Here is a 22985-nt window from a genome sequence, read left to right on the forward strand (position 1 = left end):
CGCGACCCGTGCGGGTACTGCTGGCCGAGGACGACGACGGTGTCGCGGGCGCCCTCACCGAGGCCCTCTACGACGCCGGACACCTCCCCGACCGGGTCCGCCGGGGCGAGGAGGTCCTCACCCGGCACCGCGGCACCGACCTGCTCCTCCTCGACCTCGGCCTGCCCGACCTCGACGGACTCGACGTGCTGCGCAAACTCCGCGCGGTCAGCGCCCTGCCGGTGCTGATCCTCACCGCGCGCGGCGACGAACGCTCCGTCGTCCGGGGCCTTCGGCTCGGCGCCGACGACTACCTCGTCAAACCGGTCCGGCTCGCCGAACTCCTCGCCCGTATCGAGGCGGTGGCCCGGCGCGCCGCCGCCCTCGCCGCACCCGCGCAGCGCAGTGTGCGCGCCGGGGACGTCGAAGTCGACCTGGACGCCCGGCGCGTCCAGGTCGGCGGCGTCGAAGTCCGGCTCACCACCAAGGAGTTCGAGATCCTCGCCGCGCTCGCCTCCCGCGCCGGGGCCGCCGTCAGCCGCCAGCAGCTCCTCGACGAGGTGTGGGGGGACGCCTATCTCGCCGTCTCCCGCTCCCTCGACGTCCACATCACACAGCTCCGCGCGAAACTCGGCCGGCCCGAACTCCTCACCACCATCCGCGGGTTCGGATACCGCTTCGGGGGCTGAGGCGTGCGCGCCCGGGTCCTCACGGTCGTCCTCGCCTTCGCCCTGCTCGCCGTCGCCGGATTCGCCGGACCCCTCCTCACGCTGACGGCCGTCCAGCGCACCCAGCAGCTCGTCGCCGCCCGCGCGGGCGACCTCGACCGGTTCGCCACCCTCGCCGAACAGGCCGCCGAGAGCGGCGACATCGGGACGCTCACCGCCGAGGTCCGGCGGTACGCATCGCTGTACGGGGAGGCCGTCGTGGTCGTCGACGCCCGCCGCGCGCCCGTCGTCCAGACCGGCGGCATGCGCGCCGCCGACCCCGCCGTCGCCCGCCTCGTGGACGCCGCCCTGCGCAGCCAACTCCGCTATCCCGAGGGCACGTTGCGCCCTTGGTCGCGGGGGGACGTACTGCTCGCCCGGCCCGTCGGGACGGGTACGCGGGTCTCCGGGGCGGTCGTCCTGCGGGCCTCCGTCCGGTCCGCCGCCGACGACGTCGCCCTGCGCTGGGCCCTCGTCCTCGCCGGGGCCGGGGTGTTCGCGGCGGCCTGCGTGCTGCTCGCCCGCAGGGCGACCCAGTGGGTCGTCCGTCCCCTGCACCGGCTGGACCGGGCCGTCGGGGCGTTGGCCGCCGGGTTGCCGCCCGAGCGGGTCGTCCGGGCCGGGGGGCCGCCCGAACTGCGGCAAGTCGTCGAAGGGTTCAACCGGATGGCCGACACGGTGACGACCGCGCTGGAGCAGCAGCGGCGGCTCGTCGCCGACACCTCGCACCAACTCCGCAATCCCCTGGCCGCGTTGCGGCTGCGGATCGACTCGCTCCAGCCTCGGTTGCCGGAGTCGGCGGCTCGTACGTACATGGGGGTGACGGGTGAGCTGGAGCGGATGGAGCGGTTGTTGGACGACCTGATGACGCTCGCCGATGCCGAACACCGGGCTGGGGAGCTGGCGGTGACGGAGCGTCAGGGGGTGGGGTGTGAGGCGGGGGCGGTGGTCGGGGCGCAGGTGGAGGTGTGGCGGCCGGTTGCGGAGGGGGCGGGGGTTGTCGTGGTGAGTGTGGTGGGAGGGGCGGGGGAGGCGGGGGAGGCGGGGCGCGCCGGCTCCAGCGCTGGTTCCGGTTCCAGGGCCGGTTCCGGCTCCAGCTCCGACTCCGGTTCCAGCGCTGGTTCCGGCTCCGGCTTCGGGTCCGGCTTCGGGTCCTGTCCCTGCTCCGCCTCCGCCGATGAGCTGGCGCAGGTGGTGGACATCCTCGTCGACAACGCGATCAAGTACGGGGGAGGGCGGGTCGAGGTGTCGTGCGCGGTGGTGGGGGACGAGGTGGTGATCGAGGTGCGCGACGACGGGCGGGGGCTCTCGGCGGGCGAACTCGCCTGTGCGGGCACGCGGTTCTGGCGGGCGGAGCGGCATCGGGAGGTGCGGGGGAGCGGGCTCGGGCTGGCGATCGCCGAGCGGCTGGTGGCGGGGCGTGGGGGACGGATCGCGTTCGGGGCGGGGGAGGGGGGAGGGCTGGCCGTGCGGGTGATGCTGCCGGTGGCTTCGGTGGCTTCGGTGGCTTCGGTGGCTTCGGTGGTCCCGGCGACTCGGGTGACCCGGGCGATTCGGGTGACCCCGGCGGCTCCGGCGGGCCTGGCACTCCCGAGGCACCCCGGCGCTTCGGATGCTTCCGGTACTCACGGCGCTTCCGGTGCCTTCGGCTCACCCCGCTCATTCCACCCACTCGGTCAACCCGGCTCACTCGGTCAACCCGGCTCACTCGGTCAACCCGGCTCACTCGGTCAACCCGGCTCGCCCAACTCGCCCGGCCAACTCGACCCTCTCGGCCAACCCGGCTCGCCTGGCTCGTCCAATCCGCCCGGCCAACCCGGCCCACCCGGCACGCCTGGCTCGTCCAGCCCGCCCGCCCAACCCAACTCGCCTGGCCCGCTCGGCTCACCCAGCCCGCCCGGCCGACCCGGCCCACTCCCCCCACCCGGCTCACCCGGCGGTGCGCCCCGTGCTCCCGGCTCACCTCACGCGTCCGGTACGGGCGAGCAGCCCGCGATGAGGCCGCCACTACGCCGTACGCTCCTGCGTGCCGCTCTCGCGACGGCCGGTGCCGGGGTGCTCGGGGCCGGGGCGCTTGCCGGGGACGCGCGGCAGGCCGACCGGGGTCCCACCGGGCTGCTGCGTATCGCCACCGGTGAGAGCGACGGGTTCTACACGGCGTTCGGGAGGCTGCTCGCCGCCCAGGTCACCGCCGTGTACCCCCGTCTGACCTGCGAGGTCGTCGCCAGTGAGGGCAGTGTGGCGAACGTCCGCCTCCTCGCCGCGCACCGCGCGGACGTGGCGCTCGCCCTGGCCGGCATCGCCTGGTCCGCGTACGACGGACGCGGACCGTTCGCCCGGCCGGTGCCGTTGCGTGCGGTGGGCCGGGTGTACGAGAACTACGCCCAGTTGGCCGTGCGCGCGGACTCGCCCGCGCGCGGCGTCGCTGACCTCGCCGGGCTGACCGTCTCCGTGGGCGCCCCGGCGTCCGGCGGGGCCGTCCTCGGGGAACGGCTCCTGCGGGCGGCCGGCCTGACCCCCGGGACCGACGTCCACGTCCGGCACCTGCTGATGCCGGACGCGGCGCGGGCGATGCGTGCCGGGGAGGTGGACGCCCTGCTCGTCGCGGGCGGCGTCCCGGCGCCGGTCCTCGCGGGACTGGCCCGCACCCCCGGCATCCGCCTCCTTCCGCTGGCCGGACTCCTCCCCCAGGTCCGGGGGACCGGCGCCGAAGCGGTGACCGTGCCGGCCGGGGCGTACGAGGGCGCCGCCGAGGTCACCACGATCGGCGTCGCCAACCTCCTGCTCTGCCGCCCCGACCTGCCGTCACCGCTCGCCGCCGCCCTCACCCACGTCCTGGTGCGCCGGGCGGCCCGGCTGGTCCCGTCGTCCGCGCTGGGGACGCAGTTCCTCGACGTACGGAGCCTGATCTCGACGGGGGAGGTGCCGTTGCACGCGGGCGCGGTGGCGGCGTACCGGGAGCTGCACGGGTGAGGCTCCGGGGCCGGGGCACCCCACCCCGTCAGCCCCGCCCTGTCAGCCCCGCCCAGTCAGCCCCACCCCGTCAGCCCTCCCCCGTCACCTCGTCCCAATGCACCGTCCGATCGCACCACCGCCCCAACAGCACCCGGTCGTGCCCCACCGCCAGCAGCCCCGCCCCCGTAGCCGCCCGGTACTCCTCAACTGCCCCCACCAGCGAGGCCGTTGTGGACGCGTCCAGCATCGCCGTCATCTCGTCGCAGATCAGCCAGCGCGGGCGCAGGGACAACGCGCGGGCCAGGCAGGCGCGTTGGAGCTGGCCGTCGCTGACCTCGTGGGGGCGGCGGGTGAGGAGGTCGGGGGTGAGGCCGACGGACGCGGCGAGGTCGGCCACGGCGGGCTCGCGGCCGTTCGCCCGGAGGGGCTCGGCGATGAGGTCGACGAGGGGGAGCCGGGGGTCCGCCGAGAGGCGGGGCTGCTGGAAGACGACGCCGACCGCCGTGCGCTGCGCCTTCGGAGCGCGGTGGCGCCAGCGGTGTACGCGGGTGCCGTCGAGGGTGAGGGTTCCGGCGTCGGGGCGGTGGAGGAGGGCCGCGACCTTCGCCAGCGTGGACTTGCCGCAGCCGCTCGGGCCGAGGAGGCCGACGGACTCGCCGGGGGCGATCGTGAGGGACGCGTCGCGGACCGACGGGGACTTTCTGTCGTACCCGGCGGTGATGGCGCGCAGTTCAAGCACGGAGGTCCTCCAGGAGGTGCGGGTGGTGGCAGGCGGTGCCGTCGGTGGCCGGCGGGAGGGTGGCGCAGGAGGAGGTGGCTCGGGAGCAGCGGGGGGCGAACGCGCAGCCGTCGGGCAGGGCGCTCAGTTCCGGGGGCATGCCGGGGATGGGGCGGAACGCGCGATCGGGGAGGGCGTCCAGGAGGCCCCGGCTGTAGGGGTGGCGGGGGCCGGGCTCGCCGAAGAAGCTGGCCGCGTCGGTGAGTTCGACGATCCGGCCCGCGTACATCACGGCCACCCGGTCCGCGATACGGCGGGCCGCCGCCAGATCGTGCGTGATCATCAGCAGCGCCCGGCCCGCCCCGGCGTCCACGTGCCGGCGCAGCTCGTCGACCGTGTGGTCCACCAGGTCCCGGTCCAGCCCGGTCGTCGGCTCGTCGGCCAGCAGGAGCGGCGCGTCCCCGACCAACGCGAGTGCTGTCGCGGCGCGTTGGGCGAGCCCGCCGGAGAGTTCGTGCGGATAGCGGTCGAGGTGGTCGAGAGGGAACGCGGCACGTTCGGCGGCCCCCTCGACGGTGACGACCCCGCCGTCCGCCAACGCCCGTATCGTCTCCGCCAGTTGCGAGCGGACGGTCCGTACGGGCGTCAGATGCGCCGCCGGACTCTGCGGCACCAGCCCCACGAGCCGCCCCCGCACCCGCCGCGCGAGCGTCCCCTCGTCCGCCGCCACCAGATCGAGCCCCCGCACCCAAGCCTCCCCCGCAGCCTGCGCATTGCCCGGCAGCAGCCCCAGCAGCGCGGACGCCAGCACCGACTTCCCGCACCCGCTCTCCCCGATCAGCGCCAGACACTCCCCGGCCGCCACCTCGAACCCGACATCGGTGACGGCGGGCACCTGACGCCCCCCGGACAGCAGGAACCGGACGGACAGCCCGCGCACGGACAGGACGGGCCCCTCGTCACCCTCTTCACCGGCCGCATTCAAAGCATCAGCTCCGATCTCCTGCGCGGATTGATCCGTTCCCGCCAGGCCCCCGCCGCCCCGGCGATCGCCAGGGTCGGCACGATGATGAACAGTCCCGGGAAGAGGGTCGGCCACCACTGGCCGGCTAGCAGGGAACCCCGGGCGCTCTGGACGAGACCGCCGAGGCTGGCCAGATGGGACGGGAGGCCGAGGCCGAGGAAGGAGAGGGCGGACTCGTGCCACATGGCGTGCGGGACCATGAGGACGGCGGCCAGACCGGCCTGCGGGAGGACCCCCGGGAGCAGATGCCGGACGGTCACCCGCCACCGCGACGACCCGCCGGAGACCGCCGCGTCGACGAACGGCCGCGACCGCAGCGAGAGCACCTCCGCGCGGACGATGCGTGCCGTGGACAGCCAGTGCGTGACCCCGACCGACACGATCACCGGCCACACCCCCGGCCGGAACATGGCGACGACGAAGATGCCGAGCAGGAGATGCGGGACGGACGACACGGTGTCCACGACCCGCATGACGACCCGGTCCACCCACCCCCCGAGCGCCCCCGCGACGGCACCGACGGCCGTGCCGATGACGGTCGCGGTCAGCGCGGCGGCGAGCCCGACGAGGAGGGACACCCGCAGCCCGTAGACGCAGCGCAGCAGGAGGTCCCGGCCGAGGTCGTCGGTGCCGAAGGGGTGCGCGAGGCTCGGCGGGAGCAGCTTCGACGACAGGTCCACGGCCTGCTGGTCGAGTTGGACGAGCGGCGGGACGAGCAGCACCGCGAGCGCCGTCACCGCCAGCACGGTCGCCGAGACCCTGACCCGGACCGTCCGCGTGGAGCGGCGGTCCGAGCCGTACGACCGCCAGCGGGGCGGTGTCTCACATGTCACGGAAACCCACCCTCGGGTCGAAGAGGCCGTACAGCAGGTCGGCGAGGAGGTTCCCGGCGAGGACGGCGGCCGTGGCGAGCGTGGCCAGCGCCGCGAGGAGCGGGAAGTCGACGGAGGTGGCCGCCTCGACGGTCGCCGCCGCGATCCCCGGCCAGCTGAACACGGTCTCCACCAGCAGGGCCCCGGTGATGAGTTCGGGCACCCGGGAGCCGACGAGCGTCAGCACCGGCAGCAGACCCGAGCGCAGGGCGTGCCCGAGCAGCACCGTCCGCTCGCTCAGCCCCCGGGCCCGCGCGCCCCGTACCGGGTCCTCGACGAGCGCGTCCGCGACACCCTGGCGAACGTACAAGGTGAACCAGGGCAGTTGGGAGACGGCGAGCACCCCGGCGGGCAGGACGAGATGCCGGATCACCTGGTCCGCCGTCACGACCTCGCTCGCCGTGTCCGTGAGACCCCCGGCGGGCAGGACCCCCCACTGGAGGGCGAACAGCCAGACGGCGAGCAGCGCGATCCAGAAGACGGGCGCGGCCTCCAGGGCGTACGCGAGGGAGGTGACCGTCCGGTCGAGGAAGGACCCCGGGCGGCGGGCCGCCAGAACTCCCAGCACGGTCCCGGCGGTTACGGCGATCACGAACGCGGTCGCGCACAACAGGCTGGACCACAGCAGCCGTTCACCGATGACCTGCGCGACCGGCTGCCGCAGCACGCTCGACTGCCCGAGGTCCCCGCCGAGCGCGGACGTCAGCCACTCCCACCAGCGCGCCGCGAACGACCGGTCCACGCCCAGGTTCTCCCGCAGCCTCTCCAGCGTCTGCGCGTCCGCGCCGAGCGCGGCGGTCCCCGCGTACGCCCGCACCGGGTCGAAGGGGGAGGCGGCGGCGATCGCGAACACACCGAACGTGACGACGAGGAGGACGGGGACGGCGAACAGGAGCCGGCGGGCGGCGAGCCGGCCCATCTCCGCCCAGGGCGGGCGTCGCCGTGCCGGACCGCTCACTTCTTCGGCCGCCACGTCTCGATGTTCCACCACGGCCCGCTCGCGAACCCGTGCTCGTGCGGCTCGACCTGCGTGGTCAGCCCGTCCCAGCGGTCGGCGAGGACGTACACGTGGTCGATGTGGGTGAGGAACGTGTACCCGGGGTTCGCGACGAGCGCCCGCTGGACCGTGTCGTACGACGCCTTGCGGGCCGCCTGGTCCTGGCCGCGCCGGCCGGCGTCGAGGGCCTGGTCGACGACGGGGTTGGTGTAGCGGCCCATGTTGTTCCAGCCGTCCCCGGCGAGGGTGGAGTGCAGCATCGTGTAGAGGCCGAAGTCGGGGTCGCCGGTGGAGCCGAAGCCGGCGAGGACGGCGTCGTCCGCGATGCGCGGTTCGATGACCTCCCAGGTCGCGCTCTGCGCCTTGACCTCGATGCCGGCCTTCTTCGCGTCGGAGGCGTAGGCGAGGGCGTGGTCCTGGCGGACCTTGTCGCCGACGGGGTACAGGAGGGTGAACGAGGCCCGGCGGCCGTCCTTCGCGCGGATTCCGCCGTCCCCGGCACGCCAGCCCGCCCGGTCGAGGACACGGCCCGCCTCGGCGAGGTCCTGCTCGCGCTCGATGCCCTTCGTGAACCAGGGGTCGTCGGTGGGCAGCGGCCCGTACGCCGGGCGGCCCGCGCCGTCCAGGACCTTCGCGACGATCGCCTCGCGGTCCACGGACAGGTCGAGCGCCCGCCGGATCGCGACGTCCCCGGTGACCGGATTGCCCGTCGGCAGGCTCACCAGCCGGACGTCGTACGTCGTCGCGTCGTACCGCTTGCGGCTGCCGTCCTTCGCGAACGCCGCCGCGAGGTTCGGGGGCAGGGTCGCGCCGTCGAGGTCGCCGGAGCGCAGGCGGGTGGCGCGGACGTCGTCGTCCTGGACGATCGCCATCGTCACCTTCTCCACCTGCGGGGCGCCGCCCCAGTAGTCGGGGTTCGCCTTGAACGTGAGCTTCTCGCCCTTGCGCCAGTCGGTGAGGACGTAGGGGCCGGTGCCGACCGGATTCGTGTTGAAGGAGCCGGTGTTGGGGTCCTGGCCGCCCGCCGCGTGTTCCGGGACGATCGGCAGGACCGTGCGCGCGGGGAACGGGGCGTAGGGGTACTTGAGGGTGAAGACGACCCGGTCGCCGTCGGCCTTCACGCCCTTGATCGCGTCGAGTTGGCTGCGGGAGGCGTTGTTGGTCTTCGGGTCGAGGACCGTCTCGTAGGTGAACACCACGTCGGCGGCGGTGAGTTGCTCGCCGTCGCTGAACTTCACGCCGTCGCGCAGGGTGTACGTGTAGGTGAGGCCGTCGGCGCTGATCTCGGGGAGGGCCTTCGCGAGGGCCGGCTTGAGTTCGAGGCCAGCGTCGTGGGCGAGGAGGCCGTCGAAGATCTTGGAGTTGCCGTCCTTGCCGTAGCCGAGCAGGGGGCTGAGGGTGTCCGGTTCGGAGGGTACGCCGATGACGACCGAGTCGGCCTCGCCCGCCCCGCTCTCACTGGGGGCCGAGCAGGCGGCCACGGCGGTGAGCAGCGCCGCCGTCAGGGCGGTGGCTCGTGTGCGGGGGGTCATCGGGCTCCCTCTGTTGCTGGAGATGCGTTCTTGCATATGAGTTGCAGATAAGGGGTGCCTGAGTCAAGGGCGGGTCAAGCGGCCGGAGCGGGCCTGCTGGGCGGGGCCGCGGAACGCCGTTGCGGGAGACGATCTCCGGGAGTTACGTTCGGCCCATGTCGGACGACGAACCCACACGCGCCGCACGCCTGTTGAGCGCGCAGGCCAAGGCCGAGCAGCTGTTCACCGAGATCGGGCGGCGCGGGCTCGTCGCGCCGGGCCTGGGGGAGCGGGAGGTCAGCGACCGCGTCCGGGACCTCGCGAACGAACTGTTCGGCACCACCCGGCACTGGCACAAGCGGATCGTCCGCTCCGGCCCCAACACCCTCAAGCCGTACCGCGAGAACCCGCCGGACCGGCTGATCGGCGCCGACGACATCGTGTTCGCCGACTTCGGCCCGATCTTCGAGGAGTACGAGGCCGACTTCGGCCGGACCTTCGTCCTCGGCGACGACCCGGTCAAGCACCGGCTGCGCGACGACCTCCCCGAGATCTTCCGCGCGGCCCGCCGCCACTTCGAGGACACCCCCGACATCACCGGCGAACAGCTCCACGCCGAGGTCGCCCGCCTCGCCGAGAAGGCCGGCTGGCAACTGGGCGGCTGGCACGCCGGCCACCTCGTCGGCGAGTTCCCCCACGAGTGGATCGACGGCGCCGACACCGAGTCCTACATCACCCCCGCCAACACCACCCCCCTGCGCCGCACGGACCGCGCCGGCCGCCGCTGCCACTGGATTCTGGAGATCCACCTCATCGACGGCGAAAGGGAGTTCGGCGGCTTCCACGAGGAACTGCTCACGCTCTGACGCGGGCCGGGCCCGGAGCGGTCGCCGGGGCGCCCGGAGGGCGGGAGCGTGGTTTGCGACCATGGGGGCCGGAAGATCGTCCGCTCCGGGAAGGGAACCACCAGCTCATGCGTACCGACGACGTCCAGTGCCGGCGTGCCGGCCGGGTCGGCAGGGTCGTGCTCGACCGGCCGAAGGCGCTCAACGCCCTCAATCACGCGATGGTCCTGCGGATCGACGAGGCGCTCACCGAGTGGGAGGACGACCCGGCCGTGGAGGCCGTCGTCGTCACCGGTGCGGGGGAGCGGGGGCTGTGCGCGGGCGGGGACATCCGGGCCGTGCACGACGACGCGCGGGACGGCGACGGGCGGGCCTCGGCCGCGTTCTGGCGGGACGAGTACCGGCTGAACGCCCGCATCGCCCGGTACCCGAAGCCGTACGTCGCCGTCATGGACGGCATCGTGATGGGCGGCGGCGTCGGGATCTCCGCGCACGGCGACGTCCGGATCGTCACCGAACGCTCGCGGATCGCCATGCCCGAGACCGGCATCGGCTTCGTCCCGGACGTCGGCGGCACCCACCTCCTGGCGCACGCCCCCGGCGAACTCGGCACCCACCTCGCCCTGACAGGTGCTCAGATCGGCGCGGCGGACGCGGTGTTGTGCGGCCTCGCCGACCACTACGTCCCCTCCTCCGCCCTCCCCTCCCTCCTCGCCGACCTCGCGGACCTCCCCCTCCCCGAAGCCCTGGCCCGCCACGAACAGCGGCCCCCCGCCCCCGAGTCGCCCGCCGACCGGCCCTGGATCGACGCCTGCTACCCGGCCGACACGGTCGAGGAGATCGTCGACCGCCTCTCCGCGTACGACGACCCCCGCGCCAAGGACACCGCCGAGACGCTCCTCACCCGCTCGCCCACCTCCCTCAAGGTCACCCTCGCGGCCCTGCGCCGAGCCCGCCGGCTCACCCTCGAACAGGCCCTCGACCAGGAGTTCCGCATCTCCTGCCACGCCCTCACCACCCACGACCTCGTCGAGGGCGTCCGCGCCCAGATCATCGACAAGGACCGCGACCCCCACTGGTCCCCGGCGACCCTCGCGGAGGTCACCGGCACCGACGTGGCCCGCTTCTTCGCCCACCTCGGCACGGACGAACTGGGCCTCGGCACCTGATCCGACCCCACCTGCGGAAGGGACCCGCCATGCCCGACCTCCCCCTCTCCGACCTGCCCCTTGCCGGCATCACCGTCGTCAGCGTCGAACAGGCCGTGGCCGCCCCCTACGCCACCCGGCAGCTCGCCGACCTCGGCGCCCGGGTGATCAAGGTGGAGCGGCCGGGCGGCGGCGACTTCGCCCGGCGGTACGACACGACGGTGCACGGCGAGTCGAGCTACTTCGTGTGGCTGAACCGCTCCAAGGAATCCGTGACGCTGGACCTGAAGACGGCGGCGGGGAGGCGGGTGCTCGGCCAACTCCTGGGCCGCGCCGACGTGTTCGTGCAGAACCTCGCGCCCGGCGCGGCCGAGCGGATGGGGTTCGGCGTGGAGGCGCTCAAGGAGCGGTTCCCGTCCGTGATCCCCTGCTCGATCACCGGGTACGGGTCCACCGGCCCCTGGGCCGACCGCAAGGCGTACGACCTCCTCGTCCAGTGCCAGACCGGCCTCGTCTCCCTCACCGGCGGCCCCGAAGAGCCGGCCCGCGTCGGGATCTCCGTCGCCGACATCGCCGCCGGGATGTACGCCTACTCCGGCATCCTGACGGCCCTGTTCGCGCGGGCCGTCTCGGGAACGGTACGGCCGGTGGAGGTCTCGCTGTTCGAGGCGCTCGCGGAGTGGATGGGGCAGCCCGCCAACTACACCCGGTTCGGCGGGAGTCAGCCCCCGAGAGTGGGCACGCAGCACGCGACGATCGCGCCGTACGGGGCGTACCGCTGCGCCGACGGCAAGGACGTGCTGATCTCGATCCAGAACGAGCGCGAGTGGGCGTCGCTGTGCGGGCGGTTCCTGCGGCAGCCCGCCCTCACGGACGATCCCCGTTTCGCGACCGGCGCCGAACGGGTCGTCCACCGGGCGGAGTTGAACACGATCGTGGCCCGGCGCTTCGCCGAGCTGGACAGCGCCGAGGCGGCGGAGGAACTGGACGCGGCGGGCATCGCGAACGCCGGGGTGAACGACGTCGCCGACTTCGTCGCCCACCCGGTCCTGGCGGAACGCGACCGCTGGCGCGACGTGACCCTGCCCGGCGGAACGGCCGTCCCCGCCCTGATCCCGCCGGTCGACCTGGACGGGGTGACACCCCGGATGGAGCCGGTACCGGGGCCGGGGGAGCACACGGACGCGGTGCTCGGGGAGCTGGGGTACGGAGAGGACGAGGTCAGGGAGCTGCGGGGAAGCGGCATCGTCTAGACACCCCCGCCCCGCGTTCTCCCGAGACCCCGCCCCGCGATTGTCGTCCGAACTCTTGACGCCACCTCTCTGACTGCGTAGACATGACAGCGCAGACATGACTGCGTAGTCATGCGAGACGGCGTCTGGAATCATGGACCCGTCGTGAACTGTCGACCGGGAGGTGCCGTGACACGAGGAACCGGGCGCAGCGCCGGACCGGCCGCGCCGCGCAGCGTGGACGTCGCGCGCCTCGCCGGGGTGTCGCAGAAGACGGTCTCGCGGGTGTTCAACGACGAGCCGTACGTCTCCGCCGACGTCCGGCGGCGGGTGCTGGACGCCGCCGAGCAGCTCGGCTACCGCAGGAACAACGCGGCCCGCGCGCTCGCCTCGGGCCGGACCAGGTCGATCGGCGTCGTGACGCTCGGGACGGCGCTGTACGGGCCGGCCTCGCTGCTGATGGGTGTCGAGAAGGTCGTCCGGGACACCGGGTACGCGCTGCGGGTCGTCAACACGGTCGAGGGCGACCCGGCGGGCATCGCCGGCGCCGTCGGCTCCCTGCTCGACCAGGGTGTGGACGGCATCGTCGTGTCGGAGCCGATCGACGAACCGGCCGGAGTCCCCCTGAGCGTGGACGTCCCGGTCCTGGTCATCGGCGCCCCCTCCCCGGTCACCTCACCGACGGTGCTCTCCGCCGGGGACAGCGCCGACCTGCTGGCCCGCACCGCGACCGAACACCTCCTGGAGCTCGGCCATGTGACGGTCCATCACCTCGCGGGCCCCCGGCGCTGGTTCGCCGCCCGGGACCGGCTCGCGGGCTGGCGGGCCGCGTTGACCGAGCACGGCCGTCCGCTCCCGCCCGTCGTCGAGGGCGACTGGTCGGCGGCCTCGGGGTATCGGGCCGGCCGCGAACTCGCTCGACTCCCCGACCTGACGGCCGTGTTCGCGGCCAACGACGACATGGCGATCGGCCTCGTCCGGGCCCTGACGGAAGCCGGACTCCGGGTCCCGCAGGACGTCAGCGTCGTCGGCTTCGACGACATCCCCGTCGCCGCGTACGTGACACCTCCGCTGACCACGGTGCGCCAACCCTTCGACGCCGTGGCCCAGGAGGGGCTCAAGAGGCTCGTCCACGTCATCGAGAACCCCGGCGCCGATCCGCTGCCGCACAGCGAGCCGCCGGTCGACCTCGTCGTCCGGGACTCCACCGGTCCCGCGCCCGCGTCCCCCCGTACGCGCGCCGCCTCCGTGAACGGGGGTGGGGCCGCCCGCGACTGAGCCGCACCGCCCGCGCCCACACTTTCAGAGCCGCGTTCCCCCCTTCATGCCGCCTCGCGCCGAGGCGTGCCCGGGGTCGCCCCCGACCCCCCTCCTCCCCGGCGGACGCCCGCCCCCCTCCGGCGTCCCCGCACCCCCTCTTCGCTTCCGGCGGGAGTCCACCATGCCCAGAATCACGTCCACCTCCATGAGCCGCCGCCTCTTCCTCACGACGACCGGAGCCCTCTCCCTGGGCGCCGCCCTCACCGCCTGCGGCGGCGGTGACTCCGGGTCGTCGCCGTCCACCACCAAGCCGGTCGGCCAGGCCGACATCGACAAGGCCATGAAGACGCCGACCGAGCTGACGTTCTGGACCTGGGTCCCGAACATCGCCAAGGAGATCGCCCTCTTCGAGAAGAAGTACCCGGCGGTCAAGGTGAAGGTCGTCAACGCCGGCCAGGGCACCCCCCAGTACACCAAGCTGCGCACGGCGCTGAAGGCCGGCAGCGGCGCACCCGACCTGGTGCAGATGGAGTACCAGGCGATCCCCACGTTCACCATCACCAACAACCTGCTGGACCTGCGCCCCTACGGCGCCGACGCCCTCAAGTCCCAGTTCGTCGACTGGACCTGGGGCCAGGTCACCGGCACCGGCGGCGAGGTCTGGGCGATCCCGCAGGACACCGGGCCGATGGGCATGCTGTACCGCAAGGACATCTTCGACAAGCACGGCATCCAGGTCCCCACGACGTGGGACGAGTTCGCGGCAGCCGCCCGCAAGCTCCACCAGGCCGACCCGGACGTCTACCTCACCAACCTCGCCGCCAACCAGCCCGCCGCCTGGCACGGCCTGCTGTGGCAGGCGGGCGCCAAGCCCTACGTCAGCGCGAGCAAGAGCGACATCACCATCAGCGTCGACGACGCCGTCTCCAAGAAGCTCGGCGCCTACTGGGGCGGCCTCGCCAAGGAAGGCGTCATCGGCGTCGAACCCGACTTCACCGACGGCTGGTACGCCGCCCTCAACAAGGGCAAGTACGCGACCTGGCTGACCGCCGCCTGGGCGCCCGCCTTCCTCTCCGGCTCCGCGAAGGACACCGCCGGGAACTGGCGCGCGGCCCCGCTCCCGCAGTGGGACGCCGCCAAGCCGTCCTCCGGGAACTGGGGCGGCTCCACCACCGCCGTCATCCGGGGCACCAAGAACGCCGTCCAGGCCGCCGTGTTCGCGCAGTTCCTCAACAGCGACCCCGCCAGCGCGAAGATGTTCGCCACCGAGCAGTTCTTCTTCCCCGCGACCAAGGCCCTGCTCGCCGACCCGACGTTCACCGGCGACGCGCCCGCCTTCTACGGCGGACAGAAGGTCAACGAGGTGTTCGCCGGGATCAGTTCGACCGTCGACGCCGACTTCCAGTGGCCGCCGTTCCTCGACCAGGCCGCCACCGACTGGACCGAGACCGTCGGCAAGTCCCTCGCGGACCACTCCGACACCGTGTCCGCGCTGGGGAGCTGGCAGTCGCGGCTGACGTCGTACGCGAAGGGCCAGGGCTTCTCGGTCAAGGGGAGCTGAGATGGCCGCGCGTCGTACCAGGTCGGCGGGGCCCCTCTTCGTCGCCCCGTTCATGATCCTGTTCCTCCTCCTCTTCCTCACCCCCCTCGGCTACGCCGCCTACCTCAGCCTCTTCCAGGAACGCCTGATCGGCGGCACCGCCTTCGTCGGCCTCGACAACTACGTCCAGGCCCTCGGCGACTCCCAACTCCTGCACGGCGTGGGCAGGGTGGCCCTGTTCTTCGTCATCCAGGTGCCGGTCATGCTGGCCCTGGCCCTCCTGTTCGCCCTCGCCCTGGACAGCGGCCTGCTGCGACTGGCCCGCGTCATCCGGCTCGGCGTCTTCGTGCCGTACGCCGTCCCCAGCGTCGTCGCCGCACTGATGTGGGGCTACCTCTACGGCCCGGACTTCGGCCCGTTCGCCCAGTTCGCCCGTGAACTCAGCCTGCCCGTACCGGACTTCCTCAGCTCCACCTGGATGCTCGGCAGCCTCGCGAACATCGTCACCTGGGAGTTCACCGGCTACAACATGATCATCCTGTACGCGGCGCTGCGCACCATCCCGACGGAGCTGTACGAGGCCGCCGCGATGGACGGCGCCGGCGCCTGGCGGATCGCCCGCTCGGTCAAACTCCCCGCCCTGCGGCCCGCGTTGCTGCTCTGCCTGCTCTTCTCGGTGATCGGCAGCTTCCAGCTCTTCAACGAACCCAACCTGCTGATGAAGATCGCCCCCGACGTCATCACCAGCGACTACACCGCCAACCTCTACGCCTACTCCCTCGCGTTCACCGGCCAGCAGGTCAACTACGCGGCGACGGTGTCGTTCCTCCTCGGCCTCGTGATCGTCATCGCCTCCTACGCCGTCCTGCTGACCGCGAACCGCAGGAGGACCCCGTGACCACCACTTTGGACCGGCCGACCGCCGTACAACGCAAGGACGTTCGCAAGGCGAGGCGCCCGCGCCGCAGCACCCCCCTCACCATCGCCATGTTCGCGGCCCTCGCCTACTTCCTGCTGCCGCTGCTCTGGCTCCTCATCGCCTCCACCAAGTCCGCGCACGACCTCATCGACAGCTTCGGCCTCTGGTTCTCCGACGCGCCGCAGCTGTGGACGAACGTCAAGGACACGTTCACGCAGGACGACGGCGTCTTCCTCACCTGGCTCCTCAACACCGTGCTCTACGCGGGAGTCAGCGCGATCGGCGCCGCCCTCCTCGCCGCCGCCGGGGGCTACGGCTTCGCCAAGTTCCGCTTCCGGGGCGACCGGGCCGCCTTCAACCTCGTCCTCGGCGCGGTGATGGTCCCGACGACGGCGCTCGCGATCCCGACGTACCTGCTGTTCGCCAAGGCGGGCCTGGTCAACACCCCGTGGGCGGTCATCCTGCCCTCGCTGGTCAACCCGTTCGGCCTGTACCTGATGCGGATCTACGCCGCCGACGCGATCCCGGACAGCCTCCTGGAGGCGGCCCGCATCGACGGCGCGGGCGAGGTGCGGATCTTCTTCCGCATCGCGCTCAGGCTGCTGGGCCCCGGTCTCGTCACCGTCCTGCTGTTCACGCTGGTCGCGACCTGGAACAACTACTTCCTGCCGCTGATCATGCTGAACGACCCCGAGCTGTACCCGGTCACCGTCGGCCTCTCGTCCTGGGCCGCGCAGGCGCAGAACGGCGGCGCGGGCGCGAGCAGCGACATGCTCGCGCTGGTGGTGACCGGGTCCCTCCTCTCCATCCTCCCCCTCGTCGTGGCCTTCCTCCTGCTCCAGCGGTACTGGCAGAGCGGCCTCGCGGCGGGCGGCGTCAAGCAGTAAATCTCTTTCTCTGGAGGTCAGTTCATGGCGGCACTCCCCGCCCGCGTCCTGTTCGGCGCCGCTTACTACCACGAGTACCAGCCCTACCCCGTCTCCGAGGACCGCCTCAAGACCGACCTCGACCTGATGGCCGACGCGCACTTCACGGTCATCCGGGTCGGCGAGTCCGTCTGGTCGACCTGGGAGCCGGAGAACGACGTCTTCGACCTGGACTGGCTCCAGCCGGTCCTGGACGGCGCCCACGAACGCGGCATCGCCGTGATCCTCGGCACCCCCACCTACGCCGTCCCGCCGTGGCTGGCCCGCCAGTACCCGGAGATCACCGGCGAACGCCGCACGGGCGAGCGGATCGGCTGGGGCGCCCGGCAGGAGGTCGACTTCACCCACCCGGCGTTCCGCTTCCACGCCGAGCGCGTCATCCGCCGCATCACCGCCCGCTACGCGAACCACCCGGCCGTCATCGGCTTCCAGGTCGACAACGAGCCCGGCAACGAACTCCTGCACAACCGGGGCGTGTTCGAGCGGTTCACCGACCACCTGAGGCAGAAGTACGGCGACGTCGAGACCCTCAACCGCGAGTGGGGCCTCGTCTACTGGTCGCACCGCCTCTCCACCTGGGCCGACCTGTGGACCCCCGACGGCAACGTCCAGCCCCAGTACGACGTCGCCTGGCGGGAGTTCCAGGCCCGCCAGGTCACCGAGTTCATCGGCTGGCAGGCCGACATCGTCCGCGAGTACGCGCGCGGCGACCAGTTCGTCACCACCTGCATCTCCTACACCCGCCCCGCGGTCGAGGACGACGAGCTGACCGACCGCCTCGACATCGCCTCGGGGAACCCCTACTACGCGATGCAGGACGGCCTGCGCCTGCCCGACCCCGTCGACAGTCCCCAGAAATGGCAGACCACCGGCGTCTGGTCCCTCTACCAGACCGCCGACTGGATGTACTCCTCCCGCCAGTCCCCGTTCCTCGTCACCGAGACCAACGCCTCCTCGATCGGCTACCCCTGGGACAACCGCCCCGCCTACGACGGCCAATGGCGCCAGGCCGCCTGGGCGTTGGTCTCCCGGGGCGCCCGCATGATCGAGTACTGGCACTGGCACACCCTGCACTTCGGCGCCGAGACCTACTGGGGCGGCGTCCTCCCGCACACCGGCGCACCCGGCCGCACCTACGCCGAACTCGCCCGCCTCGGCGCCGAGTTCGACACGGCCGGGGAACTCGTCGCGGGCCTCGAACCGGACGCCGACCTCACGATCGTCTACTCGACGCCCAGCAAGTGGCTCATGCAGAAGTACCCGCCCCTCGCGACGGCCGACGGCGAACCCGACCCGGCCGCCTACCACGGCATCCTCGACCCCTTCTACCGGGGCGCGTTCGACACGGGCCGCCAGGTACGGATCGTGCACGCCCGCCAGTTGCACGACCCGTCCGGCGAACGCCCCGGCCTCACCCCGCAGGAGGCGGCGCGGCTCCATCCCGTCCTCGTCGTCCCCGCGCTCTATCTCGCCGCTGATTCCACCCTGGAGTGGTTCGCCGCCTACGCGCAGGCCGGCGGCCACCTCGTCCTCGGCCCCCGCACCGGCTACGCCGACGAGGAGGCCCGCGCCCGCGCCGACCGCGCGCCCGCCCGGCTGGCGGAGGCCGCGGGGGTGTCGTACGACGAGTTCAGCAACCTCTCCGCCGACCTGCCCGTCACGCCCGGCGGTCCGCTCGGCATCCCGGCGGGGGCGACCGCGACGCGCTGGGCGGACGGGCTGACCGTCGAGGACGCCGAGGTCCTCGCCGGGTACGTCCACCCGCACTTCGGGCGCTGGCCGGCCGTCACCACCCGGCGGCACGGCGAAGGGCGCGTCACCTGTGTCGGGACCGTCCCGGGGCGGGAGCTGGCGCGGGCGCTCGTCGAGTGGCTGGCGCCCGAGGCGGCGCACGGCTGGGGGGAGCTGCCCGGGTCGGTGACCGTGACGAGCGGGACGTCGGAGGACGGGCGGCGCGTGTACGTCGTGCACAACTGGGCCTGGGAGCCGGTGAGTCTGCGGGCGCCGGGTGGTCTGACCGACGTGCTGAGCGGCCAAGTGGTCGGCGAGGACGCCGAGTTCGGGGCCTGGGACGTCCGCGTGTTCGTGGAGGGGGAGTCGTGCTGAAGAGACTCGGCGCCCTGACGGCGTCCCTCCTGCTGATCCCCGCCGCCGGCGCCCACGCCTACAACCCCACCGGCGGCATCCTCTACCAACTCGGTTCCGAAGCCTGCCTCAAGGGCCGGGGCAACTGCGCGATCTACCCCAAGTCGGCCCAGCTGCCGAGCGGCCGGCTCGTCGCGGCGTTCGAGAAGTCCACGGTCGTCCCGGCGTCCGGCAGCGCCGACGGCCAGACGATCCCCGTGTACAAGAGCGACGACCACGGCACGACCTGGCAGCCCCTGTCGGAGGTGAAGGCCCCGGCGTACCTCGGCAACCACCCGAAGTACACCAGCAATTGGACCAACCCCTACCTGTACGTCCTCCCGCAGAACGTCGGGGCGCTCAAGCGCGGCACGCTGCTCATGGCGACCGTCGTGTCCGGTGACGACGCGTACTACAAGGAGCACAAGGCCGCCGACCCGAACTGGACGCCCTCCAACGACGGCGACCGCAGCGACCTGGCGATCGCCCTGTACGCGAGCAACGACGACGGCGTGAGCTGGCGGGTCGTCAACATCGTCGCCACCGGCGGCTGGCAGGGCGGCAGCGCGGGCGCGGTCGGGCAGAACGTGGCCGCCGCGAACACGCACCGGCAGGTGGACCCGCTGTGGGAGCCGTACCTGATGGTGTATCAGGGCAAGCTGGTGTGCTTCTACTCCGACGAGAACGACTACACCGGCTTCGACCCGGCGACCGGCGTCCCCGTCCTCGACCCGGCCAACGACACCGGGCCGGACGCGCACGGCCAGATCCTCGCGCACCGCACCTGGGACGGCCGTTCGGCGAACTGGGACCGGCCGGTCGTCGACATCGCGGGCCTGACCTCCGCGCAGGGCATCGGCGGCGGACGCCCCGGGATGACCAACGTCGTCCCGACGACCGACGGCAAGTGGCTGCTGACGTACGAGTACTGGGGCGGCGGAGCGAACACCCGCTACCGCCTCGCCGACAGCCCGCTCGGCTTCTTCAAGGGCTCGCCCGTCGGCGAGGGCGTCAACTCCCTGCCCGTGGACCCCGGTTCACACCCGCTCGCGACGGGCGGCAGCCCGGTGCTGATCCGGCTCCCGGACGGGCGGCTCGTCTACAACGCGGCCGGCAGCGGGAACGTGTGGGTCAACGAGAGCGGGCGCAGCGACGGGGTGTGGAAGGAGTACCGGACGACGCTGGGCGCCGGGTACAGCCGCAACCTCCAGTACGACGCGGTCACCGGGCGGGTCGTCATCCTCCGCAACCAGGGCACCTCGACGCTCGCGTACGCCGAGGTCGACCTGGGGCGTTCAGCAGGCGCTTACTACCGTTTGCTGAACCGGAGGACCGGCCAGGTGATCGGCACCGGCGGGAAGACGAACGACGCGGACCTCGGCAACGGCGACGTCCCCGACGTACGCCTCGAACCGTCGGCCGCCACGGACACGCAGTACTGGCACGTCGTGACCGAACCGCAGGGCGGGACGACCCTCCTGAACCGGTCCGGCGGGCGCGCGGCGGCGATCTGGACCGGGAACGCGACCGAGGGGCAGCGGATCGGGCAGTGGGTGGACGACAGCCCGCGCGGGAGCTGGGACCTGATCGACGCCGGAAACGGTTACTACCGGCTGCGGTCGGTGAAGAACCCGGAGCTGTATCTGACGGGCGCGTCGGCGGGAGCGCCGCTGACGTTGCAGAAAGCCGTTTCTGACGGGTCCCAGGAGTGGAGGCTCACAAGCCGCAGAGGCTGAGGGGGTGGCGCCGGCGGGTCGCCGGTGGTGAGCACGTCCCGCAGGGGGCGCCGGGAGGCCGAGCCGTCCGGCGCCCCCGAAGTCGTGTCTCACCCCTCCTCCCGGCCCTCTCCCCGCCCTTCTTCCGGCCCTCCTTCCAGGAGCAGCCGCACGAAGTCCCGGACCGGGCGGGTGATGTCGAGGCTCTGGTCGAGCAACCACTGCAACTGCAATCCGTGGAGCACCGCGTTGAGGAGCAGGGAGGCGCTCTCGGGGCTGATGCCGGGGCGCAGGGTGACATCGACCTGGCCTTCGTGGATGCCTTCGGCGAAGGTGGCGCGGGAGCGTTCGTAGCGCTCGGTGAAGTAGGTGTGCGCGGGGTGCTCGGGGCGGGAGGCCGCCGCCGCCAGCTCGATCCACAGCCGCATGAGTTCGGGCGCCCGCTGGTGGTGGCGCAGCAGCTCCGCGAAGTACGGCCCGAGCTGGTCGGCGGTCTCGATGCGGTCCGTGCCCTGCCGCCACTCCTCGGCGTCGCGCTCGGCGAGGACCGCCGCGAGGAGCTCGTCCTTGTTGCGGAAGTGGTGCAGGAGGCCGGTGTGGGTGATCCCGGCCCGCTCGGCGATGTCACGCAACGACGCCTTCGCGAAGCCGTGCGCCACGAAGCTCTCGCGCGCCGCCTGCACGATCTCCGCCCTGCGGGCCAGCGACTTCGCGTAGCTCCCCCGGGCCTTCGACTGCTCCACGGACCGCTCACTCCCCTCGACTGGGCCCTCGCCAGGGCCGGTTGAGGCTCGAAAGTATGCCGCCTGGTTGGGAATCGTCCAGCGACCCGCTCACTTTTAGGTCACAAATAAATAACGAACATCGACCACAGTCTTCACGGGCTTGTCACATCCACCTAACGTCCCACCGAAAACAGACCACGTGGTAAGTAGACGGTTCCCGGACGAAGGAATCCAGCCATGCGCAAACGACACCCGCACCGGATCTCCCGCAGACACGCCCTCACGGCACTGGGGGTCGGCGCGCTGATGTTCGCCTCGGCGGCGTGCGACAGCTCGCCGACTGCGGCGTCCTCGTCCTCCCCGACCCTCGCCCTGTCGATCTTCGGCACCCCCAACTCCTTCGACCCGACCCAGCTGCTCGAAGGCCAGCAGATGTACGTCTGGGACTCGGTGTACGACACCCTCCTCATCCAGGACGAGAAGGGTCGGCTCCAGCCCGGCGCCGCCCTGAGCTGGCAGTACTCCACCGACGCCCGCACCCTCACCCTCAAGCTCCGCACCGGCATGACGTTCAGCGACGGCTCACCGGTCGACGCCGCCGCCGTCCGCGCCACCCTCGACCGCATCCGCACCACCCCCGGACCCACCCAGGGCGCGCTGGCCTCCCTCGCCGCCGTCGAGGCGCCCGACGCGAGCACCGTCGTCGTCCGCCTCAAGCAGCCCGACGGCTCCCTGCTCACCGCGCTCTCCCAGGCCGCCGGCGTGATCGGGAACCCGAAGACGATGGCGACGAAGAGCGCCGCCCTCGAACCCGTCGGCTCCGGCCCCTACACCCTCGACAAGGGCCAGACGGTCAACGGCTCCGTATACGTCCTCAAGCGGCGCGACGACTACTGGAACAAGGCCGCCTACCCCTTCGCCACCGTCAAGGTCCGCGTCATCTCCGACCCCACCGCCGCCGCCAACGCCCTCAAGGCCGGCCAGACCAACGCGGGCACCGTCGACGTCTCCCAGCTCCCCAGCTTCACCGGCCCCGGCTACACGACCAAGCACGTCGACGCCACCGCCGGCGCCACCCTCGTCCTCGCCGACCGCAAGGGCCAGGTCCTCAAGCCCCTCGCCGACCTGAGGGTCCGCAAGGCGATCAACATGGCCTTCGACCGCGCCAAGATGGTCAAACAGCTCCTGCGTGACTCCGGCCGCCCCAGCACCCAGATCTTCAACCCCAAGGGCACGGCCTACGACAACTCCCTGAACCAGACCTACGGTTACGACCCCCAGGGCGCCAAACGCCTGCTCGCCGAGGCCGGTTACCCGAACGGCTTCTCCGTGACAATGCCGAGCCTCGTCTTCACCAAGACGTTCGAACCCACCTTCACCCAGGCCCTCGGCGACATCGGCGTCAAGGTCACCTGGCAGCCCGTACCGCCCCAGCAGGCCGTCTCCGCCATCGCCTCCAAGAAGTACCCGATGTTCCTCGTCGTGGACGGCCTCACCGCCACCCCCACCGAGGCCCGCAACTTCTACAGCCCCACCGGCTACCGCAACGTCTTCGGCTCCACCGACCCGAGACTCACCGCACTCCTCGACCAGGTCAACCGCGAACTCGACCCCGACAAGGCCGCCGCGATCTACCGCGAGATCAACAAGTTCGGCGTCGACAACGCCTGGTACAGCCCCGTCTTCCAGATCGGCAGCGACTGGGTCACCAAGAAGGGCATCACCTACGTCGGCGACGGCTCCAACACCCTCGCCGTGGTCCGCCAGTTCGGCACGGACCAGTAGGGA

Annotated in this window: 18 protein-coding genes; 12 read left to right on the forward strand and 6 right to left on the reverse strand. The window is 72.4% G+C overall.

The genetic code is table 11. The annotated features are described in order from the left end of the window. Positions 1 to 8 precede the first annotated feature (8 nt). Both ABZX85_RS21510 and ABZX85_RS21515 read left to right on the forward strand, forming a co-directional pair. Positions 9 to 668: a response regulator transcription factor gene (locus tag ABZX85_RS21510; RefSeq protein ID WP_355870792.1), complete on the forward strand. Its 660-nt coding sequence runs from the start codon at positions 9 to 11 to the stop codon at positions 666 to 668. A gap of 3 nt (positions 669 to 671) precedes the next feature. Beyond that, positions 672 to 3659, forward strand: a complete 2988-nt coding sequence (locus ABZX85_RS21515; RefSeq protein WP_355870794.1) for a TAXI family TRAP transporter solute-binding subunit — start codon at positions 672 to 674, stop codon at positions 3657 to 3659. Between the two features lie 70 nt (positions 3660 to 3729). On the opposite strand, the gene ABZX85_RS21520 is transcribed toward ABZX85_RS21515, so the two are convergent. From ABZX85_RS21520 to ABZX85_RS21540, 5 genes are read right to left on the reverse strand one after another with little or no spacing between them, the layout of a single operon-like run. After that, the gene (locus ABZX85_RS21520) at positions 3730 to 4380 is read right to left on the reverse strand and encodes an ATP-binding cassette domain-containing protein (RefSeq protein WP_355870797.1); all 651 of its coding nucleotides are present in this window, start codon (positions 4378 to 4380) and stop codon (positions 3730 to 3732) included. After that, positions 4373 to 5344: an ABC transporter ATP-binding protein gene (locus ABZX85_RS21525; RefSeq protein ID WP_355870800.1), complete on the reverse strand. Its 972-nt coding sequence runs from the start codon at positions 5342 to 5344 to the stop codon at positions 4373 to 4375. The genes ABZX85_RS21520 and ABZX85_RS21525 overlap by 8 nt, the downstream gene beginning before the upstream one ends. Next, a complete protein-coding gene (locus ABZX85_RS21530; RefSeq protein ID WP_355870803.1) occupies positions 5341 to 6216 on the reverse strand; it encodes an ABC transporter permease in 876 nt (291 codons plus the stop codon). The genes ABZX85_RS21525 and ABZX85_RS21530 overlap by 4 nt, the downstream gene beginning before the upstream one ends. Then, on the reverse strand, positions 6206 to 7174 hold the full coding sequence (locus ABZX85_RS21535) for an ABC transporter permease (protein ID WP_355871430.1): 969 nt from the start codon (positions 7172 to 7174) through the stop codon (positions 6206 to 6208). The genes ABZX85_RS21530 and ABZX85_RS21535 overlap by 11 nt, the downstream gene beginning before the upstream one ends. A 35-nt stretch (positions 7175 to 7209) precedes the next feature. Beyond that, on the reverse strand, positions 7210 to 8784 hold the full coding sequence (locus ABZX85_RS21540; protein WP_355870806.1) for an ABC transporter substrate-binding protein: 1575 nt from the start codon (positions 8782 to 8784) through the stop codon (positions 7210 to 7212). A gap of 155 nt (positions 8785 to 8939) precedes the next feature. On the opposite strand from ABZX85_RS21540, the gene ABZX85_RS21545 reads away from it, so the two are divergent. From ABZX85_RS21545 to ABZX85_RS21585, 9 genes are all read left to right on the forward strand, one after another. After that, positions 8940 to 9629, forward strand: a complete 690-nt coding sequence (locus tag ABZX85_RS21545; RefSeq protein ID WP_355870809.1) for a M24 family metallopeptidase — start codon at positions 8940 to 8942, stop codon at positions 9627 to 9629. A 107-nt stretch (positions 9630 to 9736) separates the two neighbouring features. Next, on the forward strand, positions 9737 to 10777 hold the full coding sequence (locus ABZX85_RS21550; protein WP_355870812.1) for an enoyl-CoA hydratase/isomerase family protein: 1041 nt from the start codon (positions 9737 to 9739) through the stop codon (positions 10775 to 10777). A 29-nt stretch (positions 10778 to 10806) separates the two neighbouring features. After that, complete coding sequence (locus ABZX85_RS21555; RefSeq protein WP_355870815.1) at positions 10807 to 12009, forward strand: CaiB/BaiF CoA-transferase family protein; 1203 nt, start codon at positions 10807 to 10809, stop codon at positions 12007 to 12009. 216 nt (positions 12010 to 12225) lie between these two features. Further along, complete coding sequence (locus tag ABZX85_RS21560) at positions 12226 to 13266, forward strand: LacI family DNA-binding transcriptional regulator (protein WP_355871432.1); 1041 nt, start codon at positions 12226 to 12228, stop codon at positions 13264 to 13266. Between the two features lie 163 nt (positions 13267 to 13429). Next, positions 13430 to 14809 carry an extracellular solute-binding protein gene (locus ABZX85_RS21565; RefSeq protein WP_355870818.1) on the forward strand — a complete coding sequence of 460 codons (1380 nt, stop codon included), beginning with the start codon at positions 13430 to 13432 and terminating at the stop codon, positions 14807 to 14809. Position 14810: 1 nt separating this feature from the next. Next, complete coding sequence (locus ABZX85_RS21570; protein ID WP_355870820.1) at positions 14811 to 15686, forward strand: sugar ABC transporter permease; 876 nt, start codon at positions 14811 to 14813, stop codon at positions 15684 to 15686. A gap of 8 nt (positions 15687 to 15694) precedes the next feature. Beyond that, complete coding sequence (locus ABZX85_RS21575; protein WP_355871434.1) at positions 15695 to 16594, forward strand: carbohydrate ABC transporter permease; 900 nt, start codon at positions 15695 to 15697, stop codon at positions 16592 to 16594. Between the two features lie 24 nt (positions 16595 to 16618). Then, positions 16619 to 18739, forward strand: a complete 2121-nt coding sequence (locus ABZX85_RS21580; protein WP_355870822.1) for a beta-galactosidase — start codon at positions 16619 to 16621, stop codon at positions 18737 to 18739. Continuing rightward, positions 18733 to 20493 carry an RICIN domain-containing protein gene (locus ABZX85_RS21585; RefSeq protein WP_355870825.1) on the forward strand — a complete coding sequence of 587 codons (1761 nt, stop codon included), beginning with the start codon at positions 18733 to 18735 and terminating at the stop codon, positions 20491 to 20493. Before ABZX85_RS21580 ends, ABZX85_RS21585 begins: the two co-directional genes overlap by 7 nt. Before the next feature lie 89 nt (positions 20494 to 20582). On the opposite strand, the gene ABZX85_RS21590 is transcribed toward ABZX85_RS21585, so the two are convergent. Continuing rightward, complete coding sequence (locus ABZX85_RS21590) at positions 20583 to 21215, reverse strand: helix-turn-helix domain-containing protein (protein WP_355870827.1); 633 nt, start codon at positions 21213 to 21215, stop codon at positions 20583 to 20585. 219 nt (positions 21216 to 21434) lie between these two features. On the opposite strand from ABZX85_RS21590, the gene ABZX85_RS21595 reads away from it, so the two are divergent. Further along, a complete protein-coding gene (locus tag ABZX85_RS21595) occupies positions 21435 to 22982 on the forward strand; it encodes an ABC transporter substrate-binding protein (RefSeq protein ID WP_355870830.1) in 1548 nt (515 codons plus the stop codon). Positions 22983 to 22985: the final 3 nt, after the last annotated feature.

The organism is Streptomyces sp. NPDC004539 (assembly GCF_040610055.1).
Taxonomy (GTDB): Bacteria; Actinomycetota; Actinomycetes; order Streptomycetales; family Streptomycetaceae; genus Streptomyces.

Bases quoted from the DNA above. Each gene is read 5' to 3' on its own strand.
- ABZX85_RS21555 (WP_355870815.1), top strand. From the start codon at position 10,807: ATGCCCGACCTCCCCCTCTCCGACCTGCCCCTTGCCGGCATCACCGTC.
- ABZX85_RS21540 (WP_355870806.1), bottom strand. From the start codon at position 8,784: ATGACCCCCCGCACACGAGCCACCGCCCTGACGGCGGCGCTGCTCACC.
- ABZX85_RS21535 (WP_355871430.1), bottom strand. From the start codon at position 7,174: ATGGGCCGGCTCGCCGCCCGCCGGCTCCTGTTCGCCGTCCCCGTCCTC.
- ABZX85_RS21570 (WP_355870820.1), top strand. From the start codon at position 14,811: ATGGCCGCGCGTCGTACCAGGTCGGCGGGGCCCCTCTTCGTCGCCCCG.
- ABZX85_RS21545 (WP_355870809.1), top strand. From the start codon at position 8,940: ATGTCGGACGACGAACCCACACGCGCCGCACGCCTGTTGAGCGCGCAG.
- ABZX85_RS21565 (WP_355870818.1), top strand. From the start codon at position 13,430: ATGCCCAGAATCACGTCCACCTCCATGAGCCGCCGCCTCTTCCTCACG.
- ABZX85_RS21595 (WP_355870830.1), top strand. From the start codon at position 21,435: ATGCGCAAACGACACCCGCACCGGATCTCCCGCAGACACGCCCTCACG.
- ABZX85_RS21580 (WP_355870822.1), top strand. From the start codon at position 16,619: ATGGCGGCACTCCCCGCCCGCGTCCTGTTCGGCGCCGCTTACTACCAC.
- ABZX85_RS21550 (WP_355870812.1), top strand. From the start codon at position 9,737: ATGCGTACCGACGACGTCCAGTGCCGGCGTGCCGGCCGGGTCGGCAGG.